A 25,594-nucleotide genomic window follows, 5' to 3' on the forward strand; every position below is an offset into this window, starting at 1 on the left:
GCAAAACCTCTGCAAACCACCATGACTGCCCAACTCATCGACGGCAATGCCCTGTCGCGCCAACTGCGCGGCGAAGTCCGCCAGCGCACCGCTGCCCTCAAGGAGCGCGGCATCACCCCCGGCCTGGCTGTGATCCTGGTGGGCGACAACCCGGCCAGCCAGGTCTATGTGCGCAACAAGGTGCTGGCCTGCGAGGACGTGGGCTTTCATTCAGTGCTGGAGCGGCACGACGCCAGCCTGTCCGAAGCCGAGCTGCTGGCGCGCATCGAGGCGCTCAACCGCGACCCGGCCATCCACGGCATCCTGGTGCAACTGCCGCTGCCCGCGCACATCGACGACCACAAGGTCATAGAAGCCATCTCGCCCGCCAAGGACGTGGACGGCTTCCACGTCGCCAGCGCCGGCGCGCTGCTGGTGGGCGAAAGTGGCTTCAAGGCCTGCACGCCCTACGGCTGCATGAAGATGCTCGAATCCATCGGGATGAAAGACCTGCGGGGCCGCCACGCCGTGGTCATTGGCCGCTCCAACATCGTCGGCAAGCCCATGGCGCTGATGCTGCTGGCCGCCAACGCCACGGTCACCATCTGCCACAGCGGCACGGCAGACCTGGCCGCATTCACGCGCCAGGCCGACATCGTGGTCGCCGCCGTGGGCAAGCGGGACGTGCTGACGGCCGACATGTGCAAGCCCGGCGCCGTGGTCATCGACGTGGGCATGAACCGAAACGACGAGGGCAAGCTGTGCGGCGACGTGGACTTTGCCGGCGTGCGCGAGGTGGCCGGCTGGATCACGCCCGTGCCCGGCGGCGTCGGCCCCATGACCATCACCATGCTGTTGGTCAACACGCTGGAGGCCGCCGAGCGGCTGGCCGCCACCCCGGCCCTGGCTTGAACCCGGCTTGAAACTTACCGCCCGCGTCGCCACTCTGCCCTGTCATGACCAGCAATCCCCTCCTCGACTTTTCCGGCCACATCCCCTTTGACCGCATCACGCCCGAGCACGTCGCCCCCGCCGTGGACGAGCTGCTGCGCCGCAGCGAGGCAGCCCTGGCGCAGGTCACGGCGCCCGGCTTCCCGGCCGACTGGTGCGCCATCTCGCGCGTGCTGGACGTGGCCACCGAGGAGTTGGGCCGCTCCTGGGGCGCCGTCAGCCACCTGTCCAGCGTAGCCGACACGCCCGAGCTGCGCGCCGCCTACAACGCCGCCCTGCCGCGCGTGACCGAGTTCTGGACACGCCTGGGCGCCAGCGAAGCCTTGTACGCCAAGTACAAGGCCATCGATGTAGCCACGCTGAACGCCGAGCAGCAGCGCGCCCACGCCAACGCCATGCGCAACTTCGTGCTCTCGGGCGCCGAGCTGCAGGGCGCCGACAAGCAGCGCTTTGCTGCCATCCAGGAGCGCCTGGCCGAGCTGATGCAGAAATTCAGCGAAAACGCCCTGGACGCCACTGACAGCTTTGGCTACTTCGCCCGCCTGGACGAGCTCGATGGCCTGCCGGACGACGTGGTGCAGGCCGCCCGCGCAGCCGCCCAGGCCGAGGGCCAGGAGGGCTACAAGCTGACGCTCAAGATGCCCTGCTACCTGCCGGTGATGCAGTTCGCGCGCAACCGCGCGCTGCGCGAGCGGCTGTACCGCGCCTACGTCACGCGCGCCTCCGACCAGGCCGAGGGCGAAGCCGCACGCTTGGACAACAGCGCTGTCATGGCCGAGATCCTGACGCTGCGCCAAGAGGAGGCAAAGCTGCTGGGCTACGCCAGCTTTGCCGAAGTCTCGCTGGTGCCCAAGATGGCCGACTCGCCAGCGCAGGTCATCGCCTTCCTGCGCGACCTGGCGCGCCGCGCCCGGCCCCATGCTGAGCAGGACGTGGCCGACCTGCGCGCCTTTGCCGCCGAGCAGCTCGATCTGCACGAGCCGCAGTCCTGGGACTGGCCCTTCATCTCCGAGCGCCTGAAGGAAGCGCGCTACGCCTTCAGCGAGCAGGAAGTGAAGGAATATTTCACCGCGCCCAAGGTGCTGGCCGGCCTGTTCAAGATCATCGAGACGCTGTTCGAGGTCGAGATCCGCCGCGACGCAGCGCCCGTGTGGAACCCCGGCGTGGAGTTCTACCGGCTGGAGCGCGGCGGCGAACTCATCGGCCAGTTCTACCTGGACACTGCCGCGCGCACCGGCAAGCGCGGCGGCGCCTGGATGGACGATGCGCTCACGCGCTGGCTGCGCCCGGACACCGAGCAGCTGCAGACCCCGATTGCCTACCTGGTGTGCAACTTCGCCAGCGGCGTCGAGGGCAAGCCGGCGCTGCTGACGCATGACGACGTGATCACGCTATTCCACGAATTCGGCCACGGCCTGCACCACCTGCTGACCCAGGTCAGCGAGCGCGACGTGTCGGGCATCGGCGGCGTCGAGTGGGATGCCGTGGAGCTGCCCAGCCAGTTCATGGAGAACTTTTGCTGGGAGTGGAGCGTGCTGCGCCACATGACGGCGCACGTGGACTCAGGCGAAGCGCTGCCGCGCCCGCTCTACGACAAGATGCTGGCCGCGCGCAACTTCCAGGCCGGGATGCAGACGCTGCGCCAGGTGGAATTTGCCCTGTTCGACATGCTGCTGCACAGCGACGCCCAGCCCGCCGAGCACCTGCAGCAGCTCCTGGCCGCCGTGCGCGACGAGGTCGCCGTGCTCCAGCCGCCGGCCTTCAGCCGCACGGCGCACACCTTCAGCCACATCTTCGCCGGCGGCTACGCGGCGGGCTACTACAGCTACAAGTGGGCCGAGGTGCTGTCCGCCGACGCCTACGCCGCCTTCGAGGAAACCGTGGACGCCGAAGGCCGGCACAGCCCCGAGACCGGCCGGCGCTACCGCCAGGCCATCCTGGAAGCCGGCGGCAGCCGCCCGGCCATGGAGTCCTTCAAGGCCTTCCGGAGCCGCGAGCCCAGCATCGACGCCCTGCTGCGCCACCAGGGCATGGCCTGAGCACCCTGTACTCACTATGAAAAGATGAGCTATCAGCGCTTTTCATATAAGGCTTTGCAGGTTTTTTGACATGCAAACCCTTATCCAGCAAGCGCAAGCAGCTATGATTTTTGCATCCACCAAAGCCATATGAGGAGAAGCGCATGAGTGCCTCGCGCATTGCCGCTGCCGTGATCTGCGTCTGGGCTGGTCTGCTGTCATCGGCCATCCAGGCCCAGCAGGTCTATCGCATCGTCGGGCCGGATGGCAAGGTCACGTTCTCCGATCGCGCCCCCGACGGCAGTGCCGAGGACAGCCAGGTGGTCGGCACGGCGCGCGGTGGCAGCCCCGCCGCCACGCCGCAGCTGCCCTTCGCTCTGCGCCAGATCACCAGCCGCTACCCCGTCACCCTCTACACCAGCAACGGGTGCGCGCCCTGCGCCAACGCCCGCGTGCTGTTGATGCAGCGCGGCATCCCGTTCACCGAGCGCACGGTCAATACCAATGACGAGATCGACGCCCTCAAGCGCCTGGCCAGCGAGGCCAGCCTGCCGCTGCTGACCATTGGCGCGCAGCAGCTCAAGGGCTTCCAGGATGCCGAGTGGACGCAGTACCTGGACGCTGCCGGCTATCCCAAGCAGTCGCAACTGCCGGCCAGCTACCGCCAGCCCCCTGCCACGCCGCTGGTGCCGGTGGTGGTCGAGCCGGCGACCGCCCCGCGCCCGCCGATGCCGAGCCGCAGTCCGGCGCCCGACGTCCCGGCACGCCGCGCAACCCTGCCAGCCCAACCAATCCCGCGACCAATCCCGCCGGCATCATCTTCTAGAGGATCAGCCCCTCCCGGCCCTCAGTTCGGGGGAAGCTCCGCCGGGTCGGCCTCCTCGGCGCTGGCGCCGCAGGGGCACCCCGGCCCAGCCAGTCAGTAGTTCAGGGTCTGCACGCCGCGCGCCGTGCCCAGCAGGCAGATGCTGGCCTTTTGGTGCGCGAACACGCCCACGGTGACCACGCCGGGCCACTGGTTGACCTCGCTCTCGAAGGCCAGCGGGTCGCTGATGGCCAGGCCGGTCACGTCCAGGATGTGCTGGCCGTTGTCGGTGACCAGGGGCTGTCCGTCCTTGAGCCGCAGCCGCGCCGCGCCGCCGAAGGCCTGTTCGAAGCGCCGGGCAATCTGCGCCGCCGCCATGGGGATGACCTCCACCGGCAGCGGGAACCGGCCCAGGGTCGGCACCTGCTTGGATTCATCGACGATGCACACGAAGCGCTCGGCCAGCGCGGCGACGATCTTCTCGCGCGTCAACGCCGCGCCGCCGCCCTTGACCATGTAGCCGTGTGCGTCGATCTCGTCGGCGCCATCGATGTACACCGGCAGCGACGCCACCTGGTCAGCGCCGAGCACCGGGATGCCCAGCGCGCGCAGGCGCTCGGTGCTGGCCTCGGAGCTGGAGACGGCGCCCTGGATGCGCTCCTTGATGGTGGCCAGGGCATCGATGAACTTGTTGACCGTCGAGCCGGTGCCGACGCCGACGATGGTGCCAGGCTCGACATAGTGCAGCGCGGCCTGGCCGACCAGGGTCTTGAGCGCGTCCTGGGACAGCGGGGCGGAATCTGTTGAGGTGGTCATGGGCGAAAATCCACGGCAAAGCACTGAATTATCCGCATGTCCCTCCTGCCCTATGCGCTGACGCGCCCTTTCCTGTTCCACCTCGACCCCGAGGCCGCCCACGACCTGACCATGCAGACCCTGGCGCGCGGCCAGGGCACGCCCCTGCAATGGGCCTGGCAGCAGCCGGCGGTGAGCGATCCGCTGCAGCTGGCCGGCCTCAGCTTCCCCAACCGCGTCGGCCTGGCTGCTGGCCTGGACAAGAACGCCCGCTGCATCGACGCGCTGGCCGCCATGGGTTTCGGCTTCGTCGAAGTCGGCACGGTGACGCCACGCCCGCAACCCGGCAACCCCAAGCCGCGCATGTTCCGCCTGCCGCAAAAGCAGGCCCTCATCAACCGGCTGGGCTTCAACAATGATGGCCTGCAGGCCTTCATCGACAACGTGCAGCGTTCGCGCGTGCGCGGCGAACGCAGCGCGGGCCGCCAGCCCCTGCTGCTGGGCCTGAACATCGGCAAGAACGCCGCCACCCCCATCGAGGACGCCACGCGCGACTATCTGCAGTGCCTGGTCGGCGTCTACCCGCACGCGGATTACGTCACCGTCAACATTAGCTCGCCCAATACGCAGAACCTGCGTGCGCTGCAAAGCGACGCGGCGCTGGACGCGCTGCTGTCGGCCATCGCCGCCGAGCGCGAGCGGCTGGCCCAGGCACAGGGCCGGCGCGTGCCGATCTTCGTCAAGATCGCCCCTGATCTGGACGAGGCGCAGGTCACCGTCATCGCCGCCACGCTGCAGCGCCACGGCATGGACGGGGTGATCGCCACCAACACCACCATCAGCCGCGACGCCGTGCAAGGCCTGCCCCATGCCGGGGAGGCAGGCGGCCTGAGCGGCGCACCGGTGCGCGACAAGAGCAATGCCGTCATCCAGCAACTGCGTGCCGCCCTGGGCGCGCAGTTTCCCATCATCGGCGTGGGCGGCATCCTGAGCGCACAGGACGCGGTGGACAAGATCCGCGCCGGCGCCGACGTGGTGCAGCTCTACACCGGGCTGATCTACCAAGGCCCGGCGCTGGTCGGCCAGGCGGCGCGCGCCATCCGGGCCATGCGCTGAGCGCACTTTCCCGAAAAAACCAAGGGCCGCAACACGGGCGGCCCTTTTTTGTCTCTACAGGCTGCGCTGCAGCGTCCATCAGCGGCGCAGGCGCGAGAGCAGCGGCATCAGCATCCCGCTCAGGCGGATCAGCCGGCGCGGCCCGGCCAGCACTGCCACCCCGGCCAGGGCGGCCACCACGGCGGGATGCAGCTTGGCAAAGGCCAGCAGTCGCGCCGGCAGGGGCGAGTGCGGATCGACGCCGGTGCGCGCCTGCATGATGGCGCGCGTTTGCCGATAGGCCTCGCGCCGGGCGCGCAGGCGTTCGCGCTGTACCAGGATGCGGTCGAGCACCTGCTGCTGCTCGGGCGTGGGGACGGGCAGAGGTTTGGCGCTCATGTCACAGCTTTCCCTTGATGAGGTTCCAGTCGTTGCCCAACTCGCGCCGCGTGAAGGCAAAAGCGTTGCCCAGGCGCTGCGCCAGCGACACGATGGCCAGCAGCACACCCACGCAGGCCACCGTCCAGCCGCCGGCCAGCAGCCAGGCCACCAGCGAGCGCTGCGGCGAATCCCAGAACTGAACCAGCACGGCCAGCGACAGCAGCAACAGCGCCAGCACCGCCAGCGCGCCGAACAGGATGACCATGACGATCATCTGCGCCAGTCGGCGCTTCAGATCATCGAGCTCCAGGCGCGCCAGCGCGATGCGGTCTTCGGCAGCAATCGCGCCTTCGATGGCGGCGGCGCGCCAGCGTGCCACCCAGCCTTCCAGGCCCAGCAGGGATAACCAGTTCATGCGCTCCTTCTTTCAGTGGCTGGCGCGCGCTGCGCGCAATGGATGAGGCGAGGGACGGTACAGAGGCAGCGGTGCGGGCCGCCGATCAGCGGCGCGCCAGCAAAAAGCCCACCAGCGCTCCCACGGCCACGGCGGCAGTGGCGACGCGCCAAGGCTCGTCGTGGGCGTAGCGGTCGGCTGCGCGGGCGGCATCGCGCGCCTGGCTGGCAGCCTCCTGGGCAGCGCGCACAGCGGAGTCGCGCACGGTGTCGATGCCATCGTCCAGGCGCTCGCGCAACTGACGGATCTGCGGGATGTTGTCCAAATCCTTGCTGGACAGCAGGCTGCGCAGATCGCCCACCAGGCGTTCGAGTTCGCTTTGGGTGCTGGAGATGGTGTCGGATACGGAGGTCATGACAAGCCTTTCTTCGTTGGACTCAACAGTAAAACCCGCTGCACACGGCCTGTGTAGGCGGGTGTCCCATCTTAAGCGCTGAAGTTACAACTTCTGCCGCCTGGCTACGGCCCATGCAGACCGTTGCACGGGCAGCGCTGCCGGCACGGGCCGCGCCCTGCAGGTTTGACACAATTTCTGACACGCATCAAAAAACAGAGAGGAGCGCCCATGCGCCTGTTGTCCAAGACCAAGCTGATGGCCCTGCGCCAATGCCCGCTGCGCCTGTGGCTGGAGGTGCATCGGCCCGAGCTGCGCGAAGACAGCTCCGCCACGCAGGCCAGCTTCACCGTTGGCCACAGCGTGGGCGAGCTGGCGCGCCAGCTCTACGACCCGCAGGGGCGCGGCGAGCTGATCGAGATCGATGGCCGCAACTTCGGCGCCGCCTTTGTCCGCACGCGCGAGCTGCTGCAGGAGCGTCGGCCCATTTTCGAGGCCGGCTTCCAGGGCGAGGGTGCGCTGGCCTTTGCCGATGTGCTGCTGCCCCATGGCCGGGGCGCACACGCCGGCTGGCGCATGGTCGAGATCAAGTCCAGCACCCGGGTACACGAGCACTACCGCGAGGACGTGGCCGTGCAGGCCTTTGCAGCACGCGCCAGCGGTCTGCCACTGCGCGCCGTGGCGCTGGCGCACATCGATAGCTCCTGGACTTACCCGGGCGGTGGCGACTACCAGGGTCTGCTCAGGGAAGAAGACCTGACCGAGGACGCTCTTGCCCGCGCTGGCGAGGTGCGCGAATGGATCGCCCAGGCGCAGGCCGTGGTGCAGCGGCGCAGACCGCCACTCGCCCCGCCCGGCGCGCATTGCAGCACGCCCTACGCCTGCGGCTTTCAGCAGCACTGCCAGACGCAGCAACCCCAGGCGCGTCATCCGGTGCAGTGGCTGCCCTATCGGGGCCGCAAGCTCGACGAGCGCCTGGCTGCAGACGGCATCACCGAGCTGGCCGACGTGCCCGACGACTGGCTCAACGAGCGCCAGCAGCGCGTCAAGGCCGCCACGCTGACGGGCCGGCCCTACTTCGACCGCCGCGCCAGCGCGCAGGAGCTGGCGCAGCATAAGCTGCCGGCCTGCTTCCTGGACTTCGAAACCATCCAGTTTGCCGTGCCGCTGTGGCGTGGCACCCGGCCCTACCAACAGTTGCCCTTCCAATTCAGCGTCCACCGGCTGGGGCGCGGCGGCAGCATCGAGCATCGCGAGTTCCTCGACCTCTCGGGCGACAACCCCACCCTGCCCTTGGCCCAGGCGCTGATCGACGCCTGTGGCCGGCAAGGGCCGATCTATGCCTACAACGCCGGCTTCGAGGGCGGCTGCATCCGCGCCCTGGCCGAGCGCTACCCGCAGCTGGCCCCGGCCCTGCTGGCGCTGGCCGAGCGCCTGGTCGATCTGTTGCCCGTGGCGCGCGCCCACTACTACCACCCCAGTCAGCAGGGCAGCTGGAGTATCAAGGTCGTGCTGCCCGCGCTGTGCCCCGACCTGAGCTATGACGCGCTGGACGGCGTGCAGGACGGCGACGGCGCGCAGCAGGCCTTCCTGGAGGCCATCGCCCCGGCCACCGACGCCGATCGCCGCGCCGTGCTGCGCCGCCAGCTGCTGGCCTATTGCCGGCTCGACACTTGGGCCATGGTGCGCCTGTGGGCCGCCTTCACCGGCGTGCAGCACATCCAGTCGAAAGGCTGACATGGCCCGCCGCCCCGACACCCTGGAGACCACGCGCCTGGCCGTGGAGCTGCTGCGCCGCATCCCGCGCGGGCGCAGGATCACCGCTGGCGAGCTGCAGCGCGAGCTCCAGGGCATAGGCCTGGAGCGCGACATGCGCTCCATCCAGCGGCTGCTGGAAATGCTCAGTCAGCACTTCGAGATCGAGCGCGACGAGCGCAGCAAGCCCTACGGCTACCGCTGGCTGGAGCACGCCCGCGGCCTGGCCGTGCCGCACCTGACGGCGCAGGAATCCCTGCTGCTGCGCCTGGCCGAGGAGCACCTGCGCCACCTGCTGCCGCCCCGGCTGATGCAGTCCATGAACGGCTTTTTTTCCCAGGCGCGGCGCAACCTGGGCGACGCCGCCAACACCCAACTGGAGCGCCAATGGCCGCGCAAGGTGCGCGTGGTGGCAACCAGCCAGCCATTGCTGCCCCCGCGCATCCGCCCCAGCGTGCTGGAGGAAGTCAGCGAGGCGCTGTACGCCAACCGCTGGCTGGAGCTGGACTACCAGAACGCTGCAGGCAAGCGCCGGCCAGTGCGCGTCATGCCCCTGGGCCTGGCGCAGCAAGGCCCACGGCTGTACCTGGTCTGCCGCTACGACGGCTTCGACAACGAGCGCAGCCTGGCCCTGCACCGCATCCGCAGCGCCCAGGCGTCCACCCTGACCTTCGAGCCGCCGCCGGAGTTCGATCTGCAGCGCTATGACGACGATGGCCGCTTCGGCTTTGGCGAGGGCCGGCATGTGTCCTTGCGCTTTCGCATCCAGCGCGGCGCCGGTCAGCACCTGCTGGAGACGCCCCTGGCGCACAACCAGCAGGTGCAAGACCAGGGCGACTGGCTGCTCGTGCAGGCGACGGTGGTGGACAGCGCCATGCTGCAGTGGTGGCTGCGGGGCTTTGGCGATGCGGTGCAGGAGGTCAGCAAACAAGCGGTGGAGCGCACCTGAAAGCGCGGCGCGGGCCAGGGCAGCGCCGACAGCGGGATTTCTGTTTGTCGGGGGCTGGCAGCTTTTTCAGGCGCGGGCCAGGGCAAACAGGTCTTCGCCATCGGCCCCGGGGCTGCGCCGCACCTCGCCCTGCTCCACCAGCCAGTCCAGGTGCTGCTCGATGCTGCGCTGCTCGGCGCTGTCCACATACGGGTATTCGAAGCCCACCGGGTAGAGGATGCGCCGGGCCGTGAGCTGCGCCAGGGTCTGCGGGCCATCCCGCAGATAGCCCAGCAGCCTGTCGTTGCGCTCATCGATCCTGCTGGCGAACTGCGCCAGGGCCTGCTCGAAGGCTGCGCGCTCGGTCAGCACGCCGCGATGGTGCGAAGTCACCCAGACGCGCGCATCCAGCTCGCGCACGCGCTGCAGGCTGCGCTGAAAGGCGCGCAGGTCGGAGCCAGCATCGCCGTAGTAGGGGCCAAAGCCCGTCAGGTCGATGTCGCCAATAAAGGCCACGCCGGCGCTTTCCTCGACCAGCGCGCAGTGGCCCGCCGTGTGTCCGGGCAGGTGGTGGGCGCGCACGCGCACGCCGCCGCCCAGCTCCCACGCCTGGCCATCGACATAGGCCGTGGCATCGGGGCGCGGCACATAGTCGAAGTCGCGCAGCACGAGTTGGTGCAGCTCCTGCAGCACCGGCGGCGGATAGCCGTAGTGGCGTGCCAGGCCCTCCCAGGACTGCGCGGCCTGCAGATCAGCCTCGTGGACTTGCACCGCCGCCTGCTGCAGCTGGCCCAGGGCGACGGTGTGATCCTCATGCACGTGGCCCAGCAGCAGCAGATCGACGCTTTGCAGCTCGTGCAGCAACTGGCGCGCCACCAGCGGCGTATCGAAGGCCACGCGCGTGTCGCGGCCCTGCACCAGCACCTGGTTGCCATCGGGATATTTGCCGGACTTGGCGCCCAGCCAAACCTGGACAGGGCCGAATTGCAGAGCTTGGTTCGCTGCGTTTTTCATAGCTTTATGCGCTTTACCAGTAAGGGTTTTCCCCTGAAAACCTTCATGTTTCACCCAGCTCGCCCTGGAAGATGTCTGCCAGCGAGCGCGCGTCCAGCAGCCGATCCGTCCATGCCTCCAATTGCTCAGAATCAGCCGCCTGCAGCGCCGCCAACGCCTGCTGCGACAGCGGGCCGAAGCGGGCAACCAGCAGACGCTGCAGCAGGCGAGCCTCGCCCTCCTGTCGGCCCTTCTGCAGCCCCTTCTGCAGTCCTTTTTGCAGCCCCGTCTCCATACCCCGCTGCTCATGCTGCTGCGCCCATTCCTCAAAACGCACGGCCAGTGTCATCTTCAACTCCTTCAAGTCTTGCACCTTGGGCAGGGTCAGGCGGTTCTTGCTCTGGCGCACCAGCTCGGGGGCGGAAAACAGCAGCTTGTAGGAGGCGTCGTGCGCGGCGGGCATGGCTGCGGCGTGTTCTCAAAATTGATAGCTGTCAGCGCTTGCCTGGCAAGGGCTTTCGGTCGATTTCATGCTGAAATCGGGGCAAAGACGCGCCCTTCCAGCTCCAGCAGCGCCTGCTTGCGCTCCAGGCCGCCGCCAAAGCCCGTCAGGCTGCCGTTGCTGCCTATGACCCGGTGGCAGGGCACGACGATGGACACCTTATTGCTGCCATTGGCCCCGGCCACGGCGCGTGTGGCGGTGGGCTGGCCGATGTGGCGCGCCTGCTCGCCGTAGCTGCGCGTCTGGCCGTGCGGGATGGCCAGCAGCGCCTGCCAGGTCTTGAGCTGGAACGGCGTGCCCACGAGATCCAGCGCAATGGAAAACTCCTGGCGCTGGCCGGCAAAGTATTCGCCCAGCTGCTGGCGCGTCTGCTCCAGGATGGGGCTGCTGCCCTCCTCGGCCTTGCCGCCGCGTGCTGCCTCGACCTGGGCCAGCTCGCGCTCGACGCCCTTTTGGCCGACGAACTCCAGCAGGCACAGGCCCTGCGGCGAGGCCACGGCGAGCATGTCGCCCAGGGGCGTGGGGATGGTGGTCGAGGTCAGTGGCATGGCGTGCTCCTGTCGGTGTCCTGGCGGGGGTGAGGGGACGATGGATGGCGGGCTGCAATCATTGTGCCGGTGCGCCAGGCGGTCAATCCTCGATGCCGCGCTGCGCCGGCACGCCGGCTTGGAAGGCGTGCTTGACGAGTTTCATCTCGGTCACCGTGTCGGCCACGTCGATCAGCTCCTGCGGGCAGCGCCGCCCCGTCAGGCACACATGCACGTCGCGCGGGCGCTGCGCCAGGGTGTCCAGCACGTCCTGCAGCGGCAGCCAGCCGTAGATCAGCGGGTAGGTCACCTCGTCGAGCACGACCAGGAAATACTCGCCCGACAAAATGGCCTCGCGCGCCTTGGCCCAGCCACCCCGCGCCAGCTGGGCGGACTGCTCCAGATCGCGGCTCTTCCAGGAAAAGCCGTCGCCCAAACCTTCGACCGGCAGGCCGACCTGATCGGCCAGGCGGTGCTCGCCAAAGCGCGCGCTAGGCACTTTCATGAACTGAAAGACCTTGACCGGCTTGCCCCGGCCCGTGGCGCGAAACGCCAGGCCGAACGCCGCCGTGCTCTTGCCCTTGCCATCGCCGGTGTTGACGATGACCAGGCCGCGGCGCTCGCCCTCGGGCTTTTCGTAGGGTTTTTCGCTCGGGGGGGTTTCGATCTGCATGGTGGAGGCTCTCCTGACAACAAACGGGCGACGATACAAGAGATGCAGGGCTGCAGGGGCTGCAGGTGATGGGGCGGGCCTGTGCAGTGCCGGCCCGCCCCACTCCTGCAGGCCGAAGGCCGGCGTCAGAACGCCACGCGCATCCCCAACGTCACGCTGCGGCCGGCCAGCGGCGCCGCGTCCTTGATGAAGGACACGTGCGAGTACGCCAGGCGGTCGGTCAGGTTGCGTGCCTTCACGTAGACCTGCCACGGCGTGGCCGTGCCGGCGCCGCCGTGGTAGGTCAGGCCCAGGTTCAACATGCCATAGCCGGGCGTGGCGCTCTCGAATTGCGCCACGCGGCTTTGGCGCGCCACCTGCAGCCATTCGATGTCGCCCTGCCAGGACTGCCACTGCGCGTCCAGCTTCAGGCCGACGCGCGCCGGCGCGATGCGCGGCAGGCGCCCGCCCCATCCAGGCGCGCGCGCACGCTGTCGCCCCACAGCGCGAGGCCAATGTGGCGCGTGAGCGCCTGGCGCACGCGGCCTTCGATTCCGGTGAAGGTGGCGTCGGCCTGGCTGTACTGCAGCAGTTGCAGGCCATCGAGCTCATCGAGCGTGCGCCCGTAGACGTAGTGGCGGATGCTGTTGCGGTAGAGGGTCACATCAAAAGTGGTCGGGCCGCTGGTCTTGCGCAGCGTCAGGTCGACGTTGCGCGAGATCTCCGAGCGCAGCCCGGTGTCGCCGCGCTCGTAGGTGGCGGTGGCCATGTGCAGGCCGCGCGCATACAGCTCCTCGGCCGTGGGCGCGCGGCTGGCGCGCGTGACGCTGGCGCCCAGCGCATAGCCTGGCGCCACGCGCCACACGGCGCCCAGCGAGGCCGAGGTGCCGTGGTGCGAGCGCTCCACATCGCTGTCCAGCGCGCGGGCGCTTTGCCGGTCGTGGCGCAGCGCGCCTTCGATGCGCCAGTCGCCCAGGCGGTACTCCTCCAGCAGGAACACGCCGGTCGAGCGCGTGCGCGTGGGCTGCACGTAGGCCTCCTCGCCCACGGCGCTGAACTTGCGCTCGGCGCTGCGCACGCCCAGCAGGCCGCGCAGCCCGGCGATGGGCTCGTGCTGCAGTTCCACGCGCAGGTCATGGGCCTTGTTCTTGAACGTGGTGGCCACTGCGTCACCCTCGATCTCGTCGTGGACGTAGTCGGTGAAGCCGCCGCGCAGGCGCAGCGCGGCCACGCCGGCGAACGGGCGGCGCAGCTCGCCGCGCAGGTCGATGCGCTCGCTGCGCAAGTCCACCACCGGCACCGACCCGTGGTCATGGTCATGGTCATGGTCTTGCCCGTGGTCTTGCCCGTGGTCGTGGTCGTGGGTGCCGCAGTGCAGGTGGTTGCCGTGCGTGTGGCAGCCCTCGAAGCCATGGCTGTGCCCGGGCAGGCCGTAGCGCGCCGTCTGGCGCGTGACGGCCAGGCCCAGATAGCCGCTGCTCCCGACCCACGACAGGCCCAGGCTGGCGCTGCGCGTGTCGCTGAAGCTGCCGGGCACGCGGCGGCCGCCCTCCCAGCCGCCGCCGACCCGATAGTCGCCCGCATCGCGGCCAGCGGCCTCGACATGGATGGCGAATGGGCCGCTGCCGCCGGTGATGGCCACGGCGCCGGCCTTGTCCCGCGCAGCGCTGCCGGCGCGCAGCTCGGCGCTGCCTTCGTAGCCCTTGGACGGCACGGCCGTCGGCACCTTGCCGTCCAGCACATTGACCACGCCGCCCACGGCGCCGGCGCCATGCACCAGCGCCGAGGGGCCGCGCAGCACCTCGATCTGCGTGGCCAGCAGCGGCTCGGACACGACCGCGTGGTCGGGACTGATGGTGGAAGCGTCATGGAGTTCGGCGCCGTCGGTCAGCACGCGCACGCGCGCGCCGTCCATGCCGCGGATCACCGGCCGGCTCGCACCGGCGCCGAAGTGGCTGCCCGTGATGCCGGGCTCGCCCTCCAGCGTCTCGCCCAGGGTGGCGCCCCGCTGGCGCACGAGCGCGTCGCCTTCGAGCACCGACACGGGCTGCGTCATTTCGGATACGCCCAGTTGCAGGCCGCTGGTGGAGACGGTGACCTCGGGCAGGCTGGCAGCGCCTGCAGCCGCCAGGCGGTCATCGCCTGCAGGCTGCGCCCAGGCAGAGCCAGACGCCACCAGGGCCGCCAGCCCGCAGGGCACGAGAAAAGAAGAAGCAATCGCAGAAGTCATGAATCGACTCGATCAAGAAAGAAGTGAATGCGCCACGCCAGCCACTTGCTGCAGCAACGGGCACGACACAACGCACAGCAGGCGAAGCTGCCGCAAAATTGATGAAAATCAGCACCAACCCTTCAGGGACACGGGCTGTCAGCTATCAAATCAGGAGTCCTGGCGGGTGTTGCGGTGCGGGCGCAAGCGGCCCCCCACGCTGTCCGGCGGGCCCGATGCCAGCACCGCGCAGGCGGCGCCACGAGCCGTGCAACGAGAGGCCCACGCCTGCCGCACACCCCGTGCGCGGTGGCAGGGGCCTGGGCAGCGCTTGAACGCCGCGTGCGAGCAGCCAGGCGCAGCGCCAAGCCAGCCGCGACCCACGCACACTCAGCGGCTGCCGGGCGGGGCGCGCGCCTGAAACGGTGTGGGCCGGCGCGCTACAGGCAGCGCGGCGGAAAAATGCACGGGCGCGGCATGGGGCGGCGCATGTGCCAGCGCCAGTAAGGGCACGGGCGCAGTCCCCCCCACGGTGTGCTGATCGAGCACCTGGCAGTCGGCGCTGCCATGGCCGGCAAACAGCGCCTGCAGCGCCTGCAGCGCCTGCAGACCCTGGCTGTCGGCCCCATGCGCTGGCGTAGGGGGGGCGCCGCCGCCCAGGCCGTGGACGATCTGGTGCATCCGCCCCAGTGCCGGCCCCAGCAGCAACGCCAGCAGCAGCCACCCCAGCGCAAGGCGGTGCGCCATGGGATTGAAGCGGGGAGGAAGCTGCGGTCTGCTCATAGGGGGCTGGGCAGGATAAACCAGACCGACCGGGCAGCGGCGCGAACGCGCAAAGAGTCATCCCTCGGCCCGCCACTTTTCATCGCTCACACGCGCGGCAGCGCCATCCACAGGCCGTCGATCTGGCGCACCTGGATGCGCTGCTCGAAGACCTGCTCCAGCGCCGCGTGCGTGGCGGCGTCGCTGCAGGGGCCGTGATGCACCACCCGGCCTGCGGCCATGATGAGCAGATCGTCGGCCTGCAGCGCAATGGAGATCTCATGCAGCACGCTGACCACCGTGGCGCCGCCAGCGACCAGGGCGCGCACGGTGCGCAGCCAGTCGCTTTGGTGTGGCGGGTCGAGGTTGGCCAGCGGCTCATCCATCAGCGTGATGGGCGCCTGCACCGCCAGCGCGCGCGCCAGCAGCACGCGCTGGCGCTCGCCGCCGGACAGCTGCGCCAGGGGCCGCGCGCGCCAGTCCCAGGCCTGGGTGGTGTGCAGCGCAGCCTGCACGGCGGCATGGTCGGCATCCGAGGGCGGAGCCATCCAGGCGCGGTGCGGCAGGCGGCCCAGCATGGCGATGTCGTAGGCGGGCAGCTCGTCGGCAGCGGCCTCGTTCTGGCCCAGCCAGGCCAGCTGCCGCGCCCGCTCGCGCGCCGGCCAGTCGGCCAGCGGGCGGCCCAGCAGTTCGATCTCGCCCTCGATGCGGGCGTGGCGCAGCAGGCCGGCCAGGCACTTGAGCAAGGTGGACTTGCCTGCCCCGTTGGGGCCGACCACGCTAGTCCAGCGCCCTGCCGGCAAGGCCACGTCCACACCGTGCAATATCTGGGTTTTTTGCACGTTGGCCCTTATTCCACGCGCGCGGACAGCTATTGAATCAGTAGCTGATGAATGCATGGTCTTCGTCGTCCGCAGACTCACAGCCCGCCCCCGAGCGAGCGCCGGTGCATCAGCCACAGCAGGTAGCTGCCGCCCAGTGCGGCGGTGAGCACGCCCACGGGCAGCTCCTGCGGCGCGATCAGCCAGCGCGCCAGGATGTCGGCCGCCAGCAGCAGCACGCCGCCCATCAGGCTGGCCAGCCAGACCTGCCGCTGGTGCGTCACCCGGGCCATGGAGCGCACCAGGTGCGGCGCCGCCAGGCCGACGAAGGCAATCAGCCCGGTGTGTGCCACCGCCGTGCCGGTGGCCAGCGCCAGCGCCAGCACCAGGCCGGCGCGCATGGGCACCAGCGGCAGGCCCAGGCTGGCCGCCGTGGCCTCGCCCAGCAGCAGGCCATCGAGCAGGCGCGACAGCGCCCAGGCCGCCAGCGCGCACAGCAGCCACAGCACGGCCATCAGCAGGCAGGCCTGCCAGCCGACGAAGGCCGAGCTGCCCATGGTGAAGACCTGCATGGCCTCCAGGATCTGCGGGTTGGCCACCTGGATCAGGTCGCGCGCGGCGCTCAGCACCACGCCGACCACCACGCCAGCCAGCAGCAGGCGCAGCGTGTGCTGCACGCCGCGCGCCAGCACCAGGGTCAGCAGCACCGCGCCGGTGGCGCCGAGGAAGGCTGCCCCGGTCAGGCCCAGGCGCGCCCACCAGCCGGCGTTGGCCAGGCCCACGCCCATCAGCGCCAGCGCCAGCGCCCCGCCCAGGGCCGCGCCCGAGGCGCTGCCCAGCAAGTAGGGGTCGGCCAGCGGGTTGCGAAACAGGCCCTGCGAGATGGCCCGGCCAGGCCCAGCAGCGCGCCGGCCAGCCAGGCGCCCAGGGTGCGCGGCAGGCGGATGTCCCAGACGATTTGCTGCGCCAGCGGGTCGTGGCCCATCTTCAATACGCTGTCGAAGCCCGTGCTGCCGACGCTGGCGCCCAGCAGCAGCAGCAGGACGCTCAGGCCCAGCAGCGCGGCAGCCAGCACGGCGGCGCGGCGCTGGCCGCTGGCCGGCGCGGCGCGGCTGGCATCCGCCGCATGGGGCGGTGCGCTGGCGCCGGCAGTGCTCGCTGAACTTGCCGAACTCACTGAAATTTCTCGCTCAGGCAGCCGGCCATGAGGCGCGCCGCCTCGGCCATGCGCGGGCCGGGGCGCACCAGCACGTCCGAGTGCTCGGGGCCGAAGACGCACAGCCGCCCTGCGCGGATGGCCGCCAGCTTGTCCCAGCCAGGGTACCGGGTCATGGGCTGGGCGCTGCGGTTGGACACCATGATGACGTCGGGCTGGGCGCGCAGCACGTACTCCGGGCTCAGGCGCGGGAAGGGGCCGAGATCCGCTGCCACGACGTTGCGCGCGCCCAGGCGCGCCAGCGTCTCGCCGATGAAGGACGGCTGGCCGGCGGCATACGGCCCACGGCTGACCTCGAAATACACGCGCGCGCCCCGGGCCTTGGGCGGCAGCGACTGGGCGGCGGCCTGCACGGCGGCGTCGATGACGCGCCACAGCCGGTCGGCCCCTTGCGCTCGCGGCACGGCGAACAGGTCGCCGATGAGGGTTAGCACCCGGCGCACGTCGGCATGGGTCTTGGGCTCCAGCGCCACGACCTTGACGCCCAGGGCTTCGAGCCGGTCGCTGACGCGGCTGCTCACCGACAGCAGCACCACATCGGGCCGCAACGCCACGATGGCCTCGATATTGGGGTCTATGCCGCCACCCACCTTGGGCAACTGGCGCACCGAGGCCGGCCAGTTGGAGTAGCGATCGACCCCGACCAGGCGCTCGCACTGCTGCATCTCGCACAGGCTCTCGGTGCTGGAGGGCAGCAGGCTGACCACGCGGCGCGGCGGCTCGTCGAAGTGCAGCGTGCGGCCCCGGTCGTCGGTGATCTGGATAGTGGCGTGCGCCGACAGGGCCGCGCCGGCCAGGGCCAGCGCGCCGGCGATGGCACGCAGCAGACGGGGGCAGACAGCTTGCTTCACGGCTCGTCCTTCAGGGTCAGGGGCAGGCCGGCAGCCATCAGCGTGACACGCCGGCAGGCCGCAGCAGCGCGCTGGTTGAGCAGGCCCAGGGCATCGACGAAGGCGCGCACCTCGCGCCCCAGCGGGATGACGCCCAGGCCGATCTCGTTGCCCACCAGCACGACGGGGCCGGGGGCTTGCTGCAATGCTTCAAAAAATGAGCTGCTTGCGCTTGCCAGTCAAGGGTTTGGGGCCGATTTGATGCAAATTCAGCGGCACTGGCGCGTTGAACGGTGGCGGCGGCAGCAGGTGCTGGGCCGGCCTTCAGCGGCATCAGCCAGTGCGTCAGCCACAGCGTCAGGCAGTCCACCACCAGCAGGGTGTCGGCCCGGCTGTGCGCCGCCAGCGCGCCGGCCAGGTCGCGCGGCTCCTCGATCAGCCCCATGCCCGGCACTCGCTCGGCACGCTCGCGCTGGTGGCGTTCGATGCGCGCACGCATCTCGGCGTCGTGCGCCTGGGCCGTGGCGATCAGCGTGGCACGCTGGCCGGGGGTCTGCAGCCACAGGCGTGCCAATTCTTCCGCGCGGCGCGATTTGCCGCTTTTTTGGCCACCCAGGATGAGTTCGCTGCGGGCAAGCTGCATGGCGTGTCCTCTCAAGCCGCACCCAGCAGCCGCGCCACGACCTGCGGCTCGGAGGCGAACCAGGCGTGGAAATAGCTGGCGTGGATGCTGCCGTGGCGATAGACCGGCTCGGCGCCGGCAGCACCGTCTGCCGGATCAGGCCGCACGGCCTGGGCCACGATGGGCACTGCCGTGTCGGTGCTCGAATAGTGGAAGCTGTGGCCGCGCAGCCCGGCGGCATCCGGCCACTGCAGCACGCGCATTCCCAGCGCCTGCAGGCGGGTGTGCAAGGTGGCGTGGCCGGGCAGCAAGTCCCACAGCGGCGCGCGGCTGCCATCCGGCAAGGTGATGCCGCCCAGCAGCGCCACCATGCCGCCGCCTTCGGCCCAGATGGGCTTGCCGGCGGCGATGTGCTGGCGCAATTGCTCGCGCAGCGCGCTCTGCGCTGCCAGCGCCGGGGCGTGCAGTTCGGGAAAGCCGCCGGGCAGCCACAGCGCGTCGCACGCCGGCAGCGGCTCGCCGCGCAGCGGGGCAAAGCACGCGACCTGCGCGCCCAGCTGGCGCAGCACGTCCAGGTTGGCCCGATAGATCAGGCAAAACGCCTCGTCCTGCGCCACGGCAATGCGTCGCCCGGCCAGCAGGGGTGCGGGCGCGGCACTGGCCGACGGTGCCGGCGGCGGGAATTCAACAGCCCAGCGCTGCCAGTCCTGCGCCGTCATGCGGCCCAGCGGCGTGGCCTGCAGGGCGTCAGCGGCAGCGTCCAGCCGCGCCAGGGCATCGGGCAGCTCGCGCGCCGCCACCAGGCCGAGCTGGCGCTCGGGCAGCAGGGCGGCAGGGCGGCTCTGGCGGCCCGGCTGCTCCTGCGGCCCGGCCACAGAGGGCACGGCCCCCAGCCAGTCGCTCGCATCGCGCAGGCCGGCGCGCAGCATGTCGGCGTGGCGCGCGCCGGCCACGCGGTTGGCCAGCACGCCGGCCCAGGGCAGATCAGGCCAATAGCTGCGCAGGCCATGCACCAGCGCGCCCAGCGTGCCGCCCATGGCGCTGGCGTCGATCACGGCCAGCACCGGGATGCCCAGGCGGCGCGCCAGTTCGGCCACGCTCAGCTGGCCATCGAACAGGCCCATGACGCCTTCGATCAGGATCAGGTCGGCCTCATGGGCGGCGGCGTGCAGGCGGGCGCGGCAGTCGTGCTCGCCGGTCAGCCACAAGTCCAGCGGATGCACGGGCGCACCACTGGCCAGCTCGTGCCAGTGCGGGTCGAGGTGATCCGGCCCGCACTTGAACACGCGCACGCGCCGCCCGGCCCGGGTGTGCAGCCGGGCCAGCGCAGCGGCCACCGTGGTCTTGCCCTGGCCCGAGGCGGGCGCGGCAATGACCAGCGCCGGACAGCGCGCGGGTGTGGCGGGTGTGCTCATGCCGCTGGCGCCAGCTGCCGTCAGTACTGCGGCGCCCACTTCAGGCCGACATAGAAGCTGCGCCCCGGCGTGGCGTAGGTGCGCGCGACTTCGTAGTGCTTGTCCGTCAGGTTGTCCAGGCGGGCGACGATCTGCCAGTCGCGCGCCACGCGGGTGCTGGCGTGCAGGTTCAGCAGGGTGTAGCCGCCCAGCACGTTCTTGTTGGCAGCATCGTCGAAGCGCCGGCCCGACAGCTGCGCCTCGCCGCCCACCGTCCAGTGGGCGATCCGGGTCTCGGCGCCCAGGGCGGCGTGGCGCTTGGCACGGCGCTGCAGCTGCTTGCCAGTGTCCAGGTTCTTGGGGTTCTGCAAATCGATGGAGCCGTGCAGGCGCACGCCGGCCAACTGGTGCGAGCCGGCCAGGGTCAGGCCCTGGTAGCGTGCCTTGCCGATGCTGTCGTAGCAGCCCGGGTAGGGGCCGCTGCCACCCGGGCAAGGGCCGGGGCCGCTGACGAAGGTGATCAGGTTACTGACGTTGTTGCGGTACACGGTGGCCGAGAAGCTGCTGGCACCCTGGAGCCATTTCAGGCCCAGCTCGACGTTGCGTGCCGTCTCGGGGGTCAGGCTGGCGTCGCCGTACATGCTGAAGCGCTGGTACAGCGTGGGCGCGCGAAAGGCCGTGCCCATCGATGCAGTGGCGCGCCAGTTGGGGGCGAATTCGTAGCCATAGGCGGCGCTGCCGGTGCTCTTGCCGCCGAACTCGCTGTCGCGGTCGTGGCGGGCGTTGAGCTGCAGCGTGTGCGCCCCGGCGCGCAGGCCCCAGCCCAGGGCCAGGGCATTTTGCGAGCGGTCGCGGTCGATAGGGGCGTTGTCCAGGTGGTCTTCGCGCCGCTCCAGCGCTGCGGTGAACTGGTGCTCGCCCAGGCGCCACTCGTTGTGCAGCAGGTAGCCGCGCAACTGGGTGTTGGTCAGGTAGGGCGAGGGCCGGGTCTCGTAGCGATCCCGGGATTCGGTCACGGACAGGCGGGTCTTGTAACCCTCGCTCCATTGCGCCTGCCAGTGCGCGCCCAGCGTCTGGATACGGTGCAGGCTGCGGTCATCTTCCTGGCTGGTGTCGTAGCCGCTGTTGGACTCGTTGTGCAGCAGCGTGCCTTCCAGGCGGTGCGCGGCGTTGATCTGCCAGCCCAGCCGGCCATTGACGGCGCTTTGGTGGTAGCCGTCGCGGTCAGGGTTGCTCTTGGCGTCGGTCTTGGCGCTGAAGCCCCGGCTGCCCTCGCGCGTCAGGCCCAGGGCATAGTCCAGCGTGCCGCTGGCGCCGCTTACGCCGGCCTCGGTGCGCCAGGTACGGTACGTGCCCAGGCCAATGCCCACGTAGGGCGCCACGCCGGCCTCGCCCTTCTTGGTGAAGATCTGGATCACCCCAGCCACGGCGTCCGAGCCATAGATGGCCGCTGCCGGCCCGCGCAGCACCTCAATGCGGTCGATCAGCGACAGCGGCAGGGCCTCCCAGGTCGCGCCGCCGCTGCCGGCCTGCGAGTCAACCCGCACACCATCGACATAGACGGCGGTGAAGCGCGTCTCCGCACCGCGCAGGAACAGGCTGGTGACCGTGCCGGGGCCGCCGTTGCGCGACAGCTCGATGCCGGGCAGGCGCGCCAGCACATCGGCCAGCGCCGCAGCGCCGCTGCTCTCTATGGTCTGGCGATCGACGATGGTCACATCGGCCAGCACATCGGTCAGCGGCTGGGCCACCCGATTGGCCGTGACCACGATTTCGTTCATCGTTGGCGCGTGCAGGTTCTGCGCCAGCAGCGTGGCGTCCTGCGCCTGGGCGGCGCACAGGTTCAAAGATGCCAGGGCCAAAGCGCTCAGACGCAGGGGCGCGCCGGCGCCAATGGCAGCCAGACGGGCGCTAGACAGGGTAATCGACATGGAAGGACAAAAGAAGCAACAAACCCGTGCCAGCTTCCCCGCCAGCAGTGGGTGACATGGCTGCGCCTGCCCAGCGGGCACGGCGCAGCCTCCTTGTTGGCCGGTATCCGGGCTGGCGACACGCCTTCCAGGCGCCTTCCCAGGCGCTTGTTCAAGGCGCCCAGTGGCTTCGTGCGTGAAAGGGGAGCCGGCGTGCGGCTCGTTCGCTGACCGTTGCGGGGGCAGCGCAGGCCCGGGACATGTTTCTTCGCGCTGAAGAGCCCCTCCCTGCTTCCCGTTGAACTGCGGCATGTGAACCATGCAGCGAGCACCAACGGGGCGATTTTATGTGCAGGTGCAGCATCGCCCCGGCACTATCTACAATCGCACCCCTATGCCAGCCCCCTCTCCGATTGACCAGCTTGCCGAACGCGTGGAGCGGCTGCTGCAGCAGCACGAGCAGATCAAGCACGCCAATACCCTGCTGACGCAGGAGGTCTTGGCGCTCGCCCAGGAGCGCGATTCCCTCAAATCCCGGCTCCAGGCTGCCCGTGCGCGTGTCGATGCGCTGCTCGACCGCCTGCCGGCCAACCAGCCAGCCATGGACGACGACACCCCATGAAACAGATCGAAGTTCAGATACTGCAGCAGAGCTATCTGCTGGCCTGCGCCGAGGGGCAGGAAGCGCGTCTGCTGGAAGCAGTGGAGCGCGTGGATACGGCCATGACACGCATCCGCGACACGGGCAAGGTGCGCGCCCGCGAGCGCATCGCCGTGCTGGTGGCCTTGAATCTGGCCTTCGAGATCGCCGACCGCGATGTGGTGGCCGCAGTGACCGCCCAGGCCCGTGCCGAGTACGAGGGCGCCTCCGCCGAGGTGCAGCCCACTGCCGACACATACGCCGACGACGCATACGCCAACGAGCGCCTGGGCCAGCTCATCGAGCGACTGGATGAAGCTCTGGACGAACAGATGCCAGCAGCTTTGTAAACATTGGCCAGCACAGCGCCCAAAGGGCACAGGCGGGCTTACAATGGACTCGTCTGCGGTGCTGCCGGGCTTTATAGTTCCTTGAACCAATGCTCATATGAGCCCGGGCTTGGTACATCGCCTGGCAGGCGTGATCATCTCGCGTCAGATGAACCCAATGCCACGCTGCCCTTGCCCCCCTGAACCCTCGGTTCAGGATGACGGCTCGGTGGCACTTGCAGACACCTCTTGCCGAGCCTGGCCGGCCCGCCCCACCAGAGTTCGCAATTGCGGCACCGGCAGCGCCGGCGCACACAGATACCCCTGATAGAAGTCGCAGCCCATGGCTTGCAGCGCATCGCGCTGGGCTGCTGTCTCGACGCCTTCAGCCACCGTGGCAATGCCCAGGGCGCGCCCCATGCTGACGATGGCCTGCACAATGGCCTGGTCACGCTCATGCAGCGGCAAGCCATCGACAAACGACTTGTCTATCTTCAGGCGGTGGATGGACAGCTTCTTGAGATACGCCAGGCTGGAGTAGCCGGTACCGAAATCATCGATGGAAAGCCCTATGCCCAACTGGGCCAGCGTTCCCAGGAGCTGCTCCATCTCCTGCGCATCCTGCAGCAGCACGCTTTCCGTCAACTCCAACTCCAACATAGCGGCAGGCAGGCCATGCTGGGCCAGCAAGCCGGAAATCCGCTCGACCAGACCGGGCTGGCGGAACTCCAGGGCCGAGACGTTGACGGAAACCACCATGGGCGTCCCGCTGACATGCCAGTGCGCAGCCTCCTTGATCGCCTGCTCCATCACCCAGGCGCCCAGGGTGACGATATAGCCACTTTCTTCTGCCAGTGGGATGAAAACTGCTGGTGGTACCGACCCCAATTCCGGATCTCGCCAGCGCAGCAGCGCTTCCATGCCTACGATGCGCCCGGTAGCGAATTCGACCTGGGGCTGATAGTGAACCTCCATGTGCCCCAGGCCGAGAGCCAGACGCATGGCGTGCTCCATCTTCATGCGCGGCAACAGATCGGCACTCATCTGGGGGCGGTAGAAGCTGTAGTGGCCCCGGCCCCGCTCCTTGACCCGGTACATGGCTGAGTCGGCGTGTTTGATCAGATCATCCAGCGTCAGCCCATCATGAGGGTACAGGGCTATTCCCATGCTGCCCTGGATGGAAAAATTCATTCCCTCCAGAGTAAAAGGATGCGCCATTTCATCAAGCATCCGGCGGGCCACCGCTTCAGCCACCTTCCGATCTGCGTCGTGCAGATAGACCACGAATTCATCGCCCCCCAGCCGGCACAGCATGTCCGACTGGCGCAGGCAATCCTGCAGACGCTGCGCCACCATCTTGAGCACCTGGTCGCCGAACGGGTGGCCCAGGGAATCATTGACGATCTTGAAGCGATCCAGATCCAGGAACAGCACCGCGAACTCGGCGCTGCGACTGCGGGCGCCTTCGATGACCGAGCCAACCCACTGCGTCAACTGCAGCCGGTTGGGCAGCCCTGTCAGGGGTCAGTGAATGCCAGCTCTTCAATGCGTCTTTGCGCCGCATGGTGCGTCGTCAGGTCACGCATGAAGCCTATGCTCTGGCTGACGTTGCCCCGCTCATCGCGCAGCGCCACCCATGACAGGGCAATGGGAATGGCCGAATCTGAGGCACCCGGGCGAAGCGTGACATCGCCCACCCAGAATCCCTGCAAGTCCCAGGCTTGCTCCACCTGGCGCAGAAAGGAAGCTGCCGGCCTGTCCAAATCGATCATGGCGGTGACCGGTCGGCTGAGCAATTCCAGCTGCCGGGCCCCCAGCAACTCGCAGCCACTGGGGTTGATGCGCACCAACATGCCCCGGGTGTCTGCAATAAAAATGGCGTCCAGGCTGGATTCGAATACCTGGGCTGCCAGCTGGAGATTGGCCTGGGCCTGGATTTGCCCGGAAATGTCGCGATAAACATGGATCCGGCCAGCCGGCTTGCCGTGAATCAGCTGCGGCACAGAGCGCAGCTCCACCACAGAACTGTCACGCAGGCGAAACACATGCGTGGCTTCAAGCAGCGGCTCGCGCCGCAGTGTGGCCAGGCTTTGCCTGTATGCAGCCACATCCTCAACCTGGGCCTGCATGTGGGCGTGGATGGCGTCGTCATCACGCCGCCTCAGCAGTGCGTCGGGCAGTTTCCAGATCTGCACCAGACGATGGTTGAACGCTCGGATACGCCCCTGCAGGTCGCACGACAGGATGCCATCTGCAGCGCAATCCAGAGTGGCGCGCAGTTGGGACAGCAGACCCTCCAGCTCCCGCGTGGAGTTTTCGCTTTCGGAGCAGTCCTGCATGTACATGGCAAGCAGGCTCGCGCCCTGTGTACTGGATGCATCCTGCACAGGAGGAACAGCCTGAATCCAGCGCTCAACGGGGATTTGCTCACCACGCTGCGGGTTCCAGATACTGGTGCATGAATGGATGCCGGCAGCGATTTCCGTTGCCGATTGCTCCCAAAACAGCAGATCCTGCGGAGCAGAAGCAAGCTGATGCACAGAGCGGCCCACCATTTCTGCGACAGGCCTGCCCAACAGCTCGCCCGCCGCCCGGTTGGCATAGATCACTTCCAACGTCGCCGCATCAATCAGCCACATCGCCTGTGGCCAGGCGTCAGCGATGCTGTGCCAAGTGCCGACGGGCAGAAGGG

General features: G+C 69.0%; 21 protein-coding genes, 4 pseudogenes and 1 riboswitch. Of the genes and pseudogenes, 8 read left to right on the forward strand and 17 right to left on the reverse strand.

Annotated features, from left to right (window positions below; translation table 11 throughout):
• The first annotated feature begins 21 nt into the window (after positions 1-21).
• The 3 genes from folD (at position 22) to IDM45_RS06125 (ending at position 3,874) form a co-directional block, all read left to right on the forward strand.
• Positions 22-891, forward strand: a complete 870-nt coding sequence (gene folD / locus IDM45_RS06115; RefSeq protein WP_209422058.1) for a bifunctional methylenetetrahydrofolate dehydrogenase/methenyltetrahydrofolate cyclohydrolase FolD — start codon at positions 22-24, stop codon at positions 889-891.
• 44 nt (positions 892-935) lie between these two features.
• The gene (locus IDM45_RS06120) at positions 936-2,969 is read left to right on the forward strand and encodes a M3 family metallopeptidase (RefSeq protein ID WP_209422059.1); all 2,034 of its coding nucleotides are present in this window, start codon (positions 936-938) and stop codon (positions 2,967-2,969) included.
• 143 nt (positions 2,970-3,112) lie between these two features.
• Positions 3,113-3,874: a glutaredoxin family protein gene (locus IDM45_RS06125; RefSeq protein WP_209422060.1), complete on the forward strand. Its 762-nt coding sequence runs from the start codon at positions 3,113-3,115 to the stop codon at positions 3,872-3,874.
• On the opposite strand, the gene rpiA is transcribed toward IDM45_RS06125, so the two are convergent.
• Complete coding sequence (gene rpiA / locus IDM45_RS06130) at positions 3,868-4,569, reverse strand: ribose-5-phosphate isomerase RpiA (RefSeq protein ID WP_209422061.1); 702 nt, start codon at positions 4,567-4,569, stop codon at positions 3,868-3,870. The two genes, IDM45_RS06125 and rpiA, sit on opposite strands and share 7 nt — an antisense overlap.
• A gap of 36 nt (positions 4,570-4,605) precedes the next feature.
• Between rpiA and IDM45_RS06135 the strand changes: the two genes are divergently transcribed.
• A complete protein-coding gene (locus IDM45_RS06135) occupies positions 4,606-5,664 on the forward strand; it encodes a quinone-dependent dihydroorotate dehydrogenase (protein WP_209422062.1) in 1,059 nt (352 codons plus the stop codon).
• A 78-nt stretch (positions 5,665-5,742) separates the two neighbouring features.
• Here IDM45_RS06135 and IDM45_RS06140 read toward each other — a convergent pair whose 3' ends face one another.
• The 3 genes from IDM45_RS06140 to IDM45_RS06150 all read right to left on the reverse strand — a co-directional run bounded on the left by IDM45_RS06140 (position 5,743) and on the right by IDM45_RS06150 (position 6,833).
• Complete coding sequence (locus tag IDM45_RS06140; protein ID WP_209422063.1) at positions 5,743-6,042, reverse strand: hypothetical protein; 300 nt, start codon at positions 6,040-6,042, stop codon at positions 5,743-5,745.
• A gap of 1 nt (position 6,043) precedes the next feature.
• Positions 6,044-6,439, reverse strand: coding sequence for a phage holin family protein (locus IDM45_RS06145; RefSeq protein WP_209422064.1), 396 nt, complete (start codon positions 6,437-6,439; stop codon positions 6,044-6,046).
• Between the two features lie 85 nt (positions 6,440-6,524).
• Entirely contained in the window at positions 6,525-6,833 is a 309-nt protein-coding gene (locus IDM45_RS06150) for a DUF883 domain-containing protein (protein ID WP_209422065.1), read from the reverse strand.
• 210 nt (positions 6,834-7,043) lie between these two features.
• On the opposite strand from IDM45_RS06150, the gene IDM45_RS06155 reads away from it, so the two are divergent.
• Together IDM45_RS06155 and IDM45_RS06160 are read left to right on the forward strand one after the other, a co-directional pair.
• The gene (locus tag IDM45_RS06155; protein ID WP_209422066.1) at positions 7,044-8,549 is read left to right on the forward strand and encodes a DUF2779 domain-containing protein; all 1,506 of its coding nucleotides are present in this window, start codon (positions 7,044-7,046) and stop codon (positions 8,547-8,549) included.
• A gap of 1 nt (position 8,550) precedes the next feature.
• On the forward strand, positions 8,551-9,516 hold the full coding sequence (locus tag IDM45_RS06160) for a helix-turn-helix transcriptional regulator (RefSeq protein ID WP_209422067.1): 966 nt from the start codon (positions 8,551-8,553) through the stop codon (positions 9,514-9,516).
• 66 nt (positions 9,517-9,582) lie between these two features.
• Here the strand turns inward: IDM45_RS06160 and IDM45_RS06165 are convergent, their stop codons facing one another.
• From IDM45_RS06165 to IDM45_RS06220, 12 genes and pseudogenes are all read right to left on the reverse strand, one after another.
• Entirely contained in the window at positions 9,583-10,509 is a 927-nt protein-coding gene (locus IDM45_RS06165; protein ID WP_209422068.1) for an MBL fold metallo-hydrolase, read from the reverse strand.
• Between the two features lie 43 nt (positions 10,510-10,552).
• A complete protein-coding gene (locus IDM45_RS06170; protein WP_209422069.1) occupies positions 10,553-10,951 on the reverse strand; it encodes a DUF4351 domain-containing protein in 399 nt (132 codons plus the stop codon).
• A 65-nt stretch (positions 10,952-11,016) separates the two neighbouring features.
• Positions 11,017-11,538: a methylated-DNA--[protein]-cysteine S-methyltransferase gene (locus IDM45_RS06175; RefSeq protein WP_209422070.1), complete on the reverse strand. Its 522-nt coding sequence runs from the start codon at positions 11,536-11,538 to the stop codon at positions 11,017-11,019.
• Between the two features lie 82 nt (positions 11,539-11,620).
• The gene (gene cobO, locus IDM45_RS06180; RefSeq protein WP_209422071.1) at positions 11,621-12,190 is read right to left on the reverse strand and encodes a cob(I)yrinic acid a,c-diamide adenosyltransferase; all 570 of its coding nucleotides are present in this window, start codon (positions 12,188-12,190) and stop codon (positions 11,621-11,623) included.
• 125 nt (positions 12,191-12,315) lie between these two features.
• Positions 12,316-14,399: pseudogene (locus IDM45_RS06185) on the reverse strand (TonB-dependent receptor domain-containing protein).
• 369 nt (positions 14,400-14,768) lie between these two features.
• A complete protein-coding gene (locus IDM45_RS06190) occupies positions 14,769-15,125 on the reverse strand; it encodes a hypothetical protein (protein WP_209422072.1) in 357 nt (118 codons plus the stop codon).
• Positions 15,126-15,247: 122 nt separating this feature from the next.
• Entirely contained in the window at positions 15,248-16,039 is a 792-nt protein-coding gene (locus IDM45_RS06195) for an ABC transporter ATP-binding protein (RefSeq protein WP_209422073.1), read from the reverse strand.
• Between the two features lie 20 nt (positions 16,040-16,059).
• Positions 16,060-17,036 (reverse strand): annotated as a pseudogene (locus tag IDM45_RS06200) (FecCD family ABC transporter permease).
• Between the two features lie 98 nt (positions 17,037-17,134).
• The gene (locus tag IDM45_RS06205) at positions 17,135-18,001 is read right to left on the reverse strand and encodes an ABC transporter substrate-binding protein (protein ID WP_209424027.1); all 867 of its coding nucleotides are present in this window, start codon (positions 17,999-18,001) and stop codon (positions 17,135-17,137) included.
• Between the two features lie 23 nt (positions 18,002-18,024).
• Positions 18,025-18,650: pseudogene (locus IDM45_RS06210) on the reverse strand (bifunctional adenosylcobinamide kinase/adenosylcobinamide-phosphate guanylyltransferase).
• 11 nt (positions 18,651-18,661) lie between these two features.
• Positions 18,662-20,044, reverse strand: a complete 1,383-nt coding sequence (locus IDM45_RS06215; protein ID WP_209422074.1) for a cobyrinate a,c-diamide synthase — start codon at positions 20,042-20,044, stop codon at positions 18,662-18,664.
• Between the two features lie 20 nt (positions 20,045-20,064).
• Positions 20,065-21,954: a TonB-dependent receptor domain-containing protein gene (locus IDM45_RS06220; RefSeq protein WP_209422075.1), complete on the reverse strand. Its 1,890-nt coding sequence runs from the start codon at positions 21,952-21,954 to the stop codon at positions 20,065-20,067.
• A gap of 81 nt (positions 21,955-22,035) precedes the next feature.
• Positions 22,036-22,284, reverse strand: a riboswitch (cobalamin riboswitch).
• A 43-nt stretch (positions 22,285-22,327) separates the two neighbouring features.
• Between IDM45_RS06220 and IDM45_RS06225 the strand changes: the two genes are divergently transcribed.
• On the forward strand, positions 22,328-22,555 hold the full coding sequence (locus IDM45_RS06225; protein ID WP_209422076.1) for a DUF904 domain-containing protein: 228 nt from the start codon (positions 22,328-22,330) through the stop codon (positions 22,553-22,555).
• Entirely contained in the window at positions 22,552-22,923 is a 372-nt protein-coding gene (locus tag IDM45_RS06230; protein ID WP_209422077.1) for a cell division protein ZapA, read from the forward strand. The genes IDM45_RS06225 and IDM45_RS06230 overlap by 4 nt, the downstream gene beginning before the upstream one ends.
• 192 nt (positions 22,924-23,115) lie before the next feature.
• Here the strand turns inward: IDM45_RS06230 and IDM45_RS18245 are convergent.
• Positions 23,116-25,541: pseudogene (locus tag IDM45_RS18245) on the reverse strand (putative bifunctional diguanylate cyclase/phosphodiesterase).
• Between the last annotated feature and the right edge of the window lie 53 nt (positions 25,542-25,594).

Origin of the sequence: Melaminivora jejuensis, from assembly GCF_017811175.1 — a bacterium.
GTDB classification, from domain to species: domain Bacteria; phylum Pseudomonadota; class Gammaproteobacteria; order Burkholderiales; family Burkholderiaceae_C; genus Melaminivora; species Melaminivora jejuensis.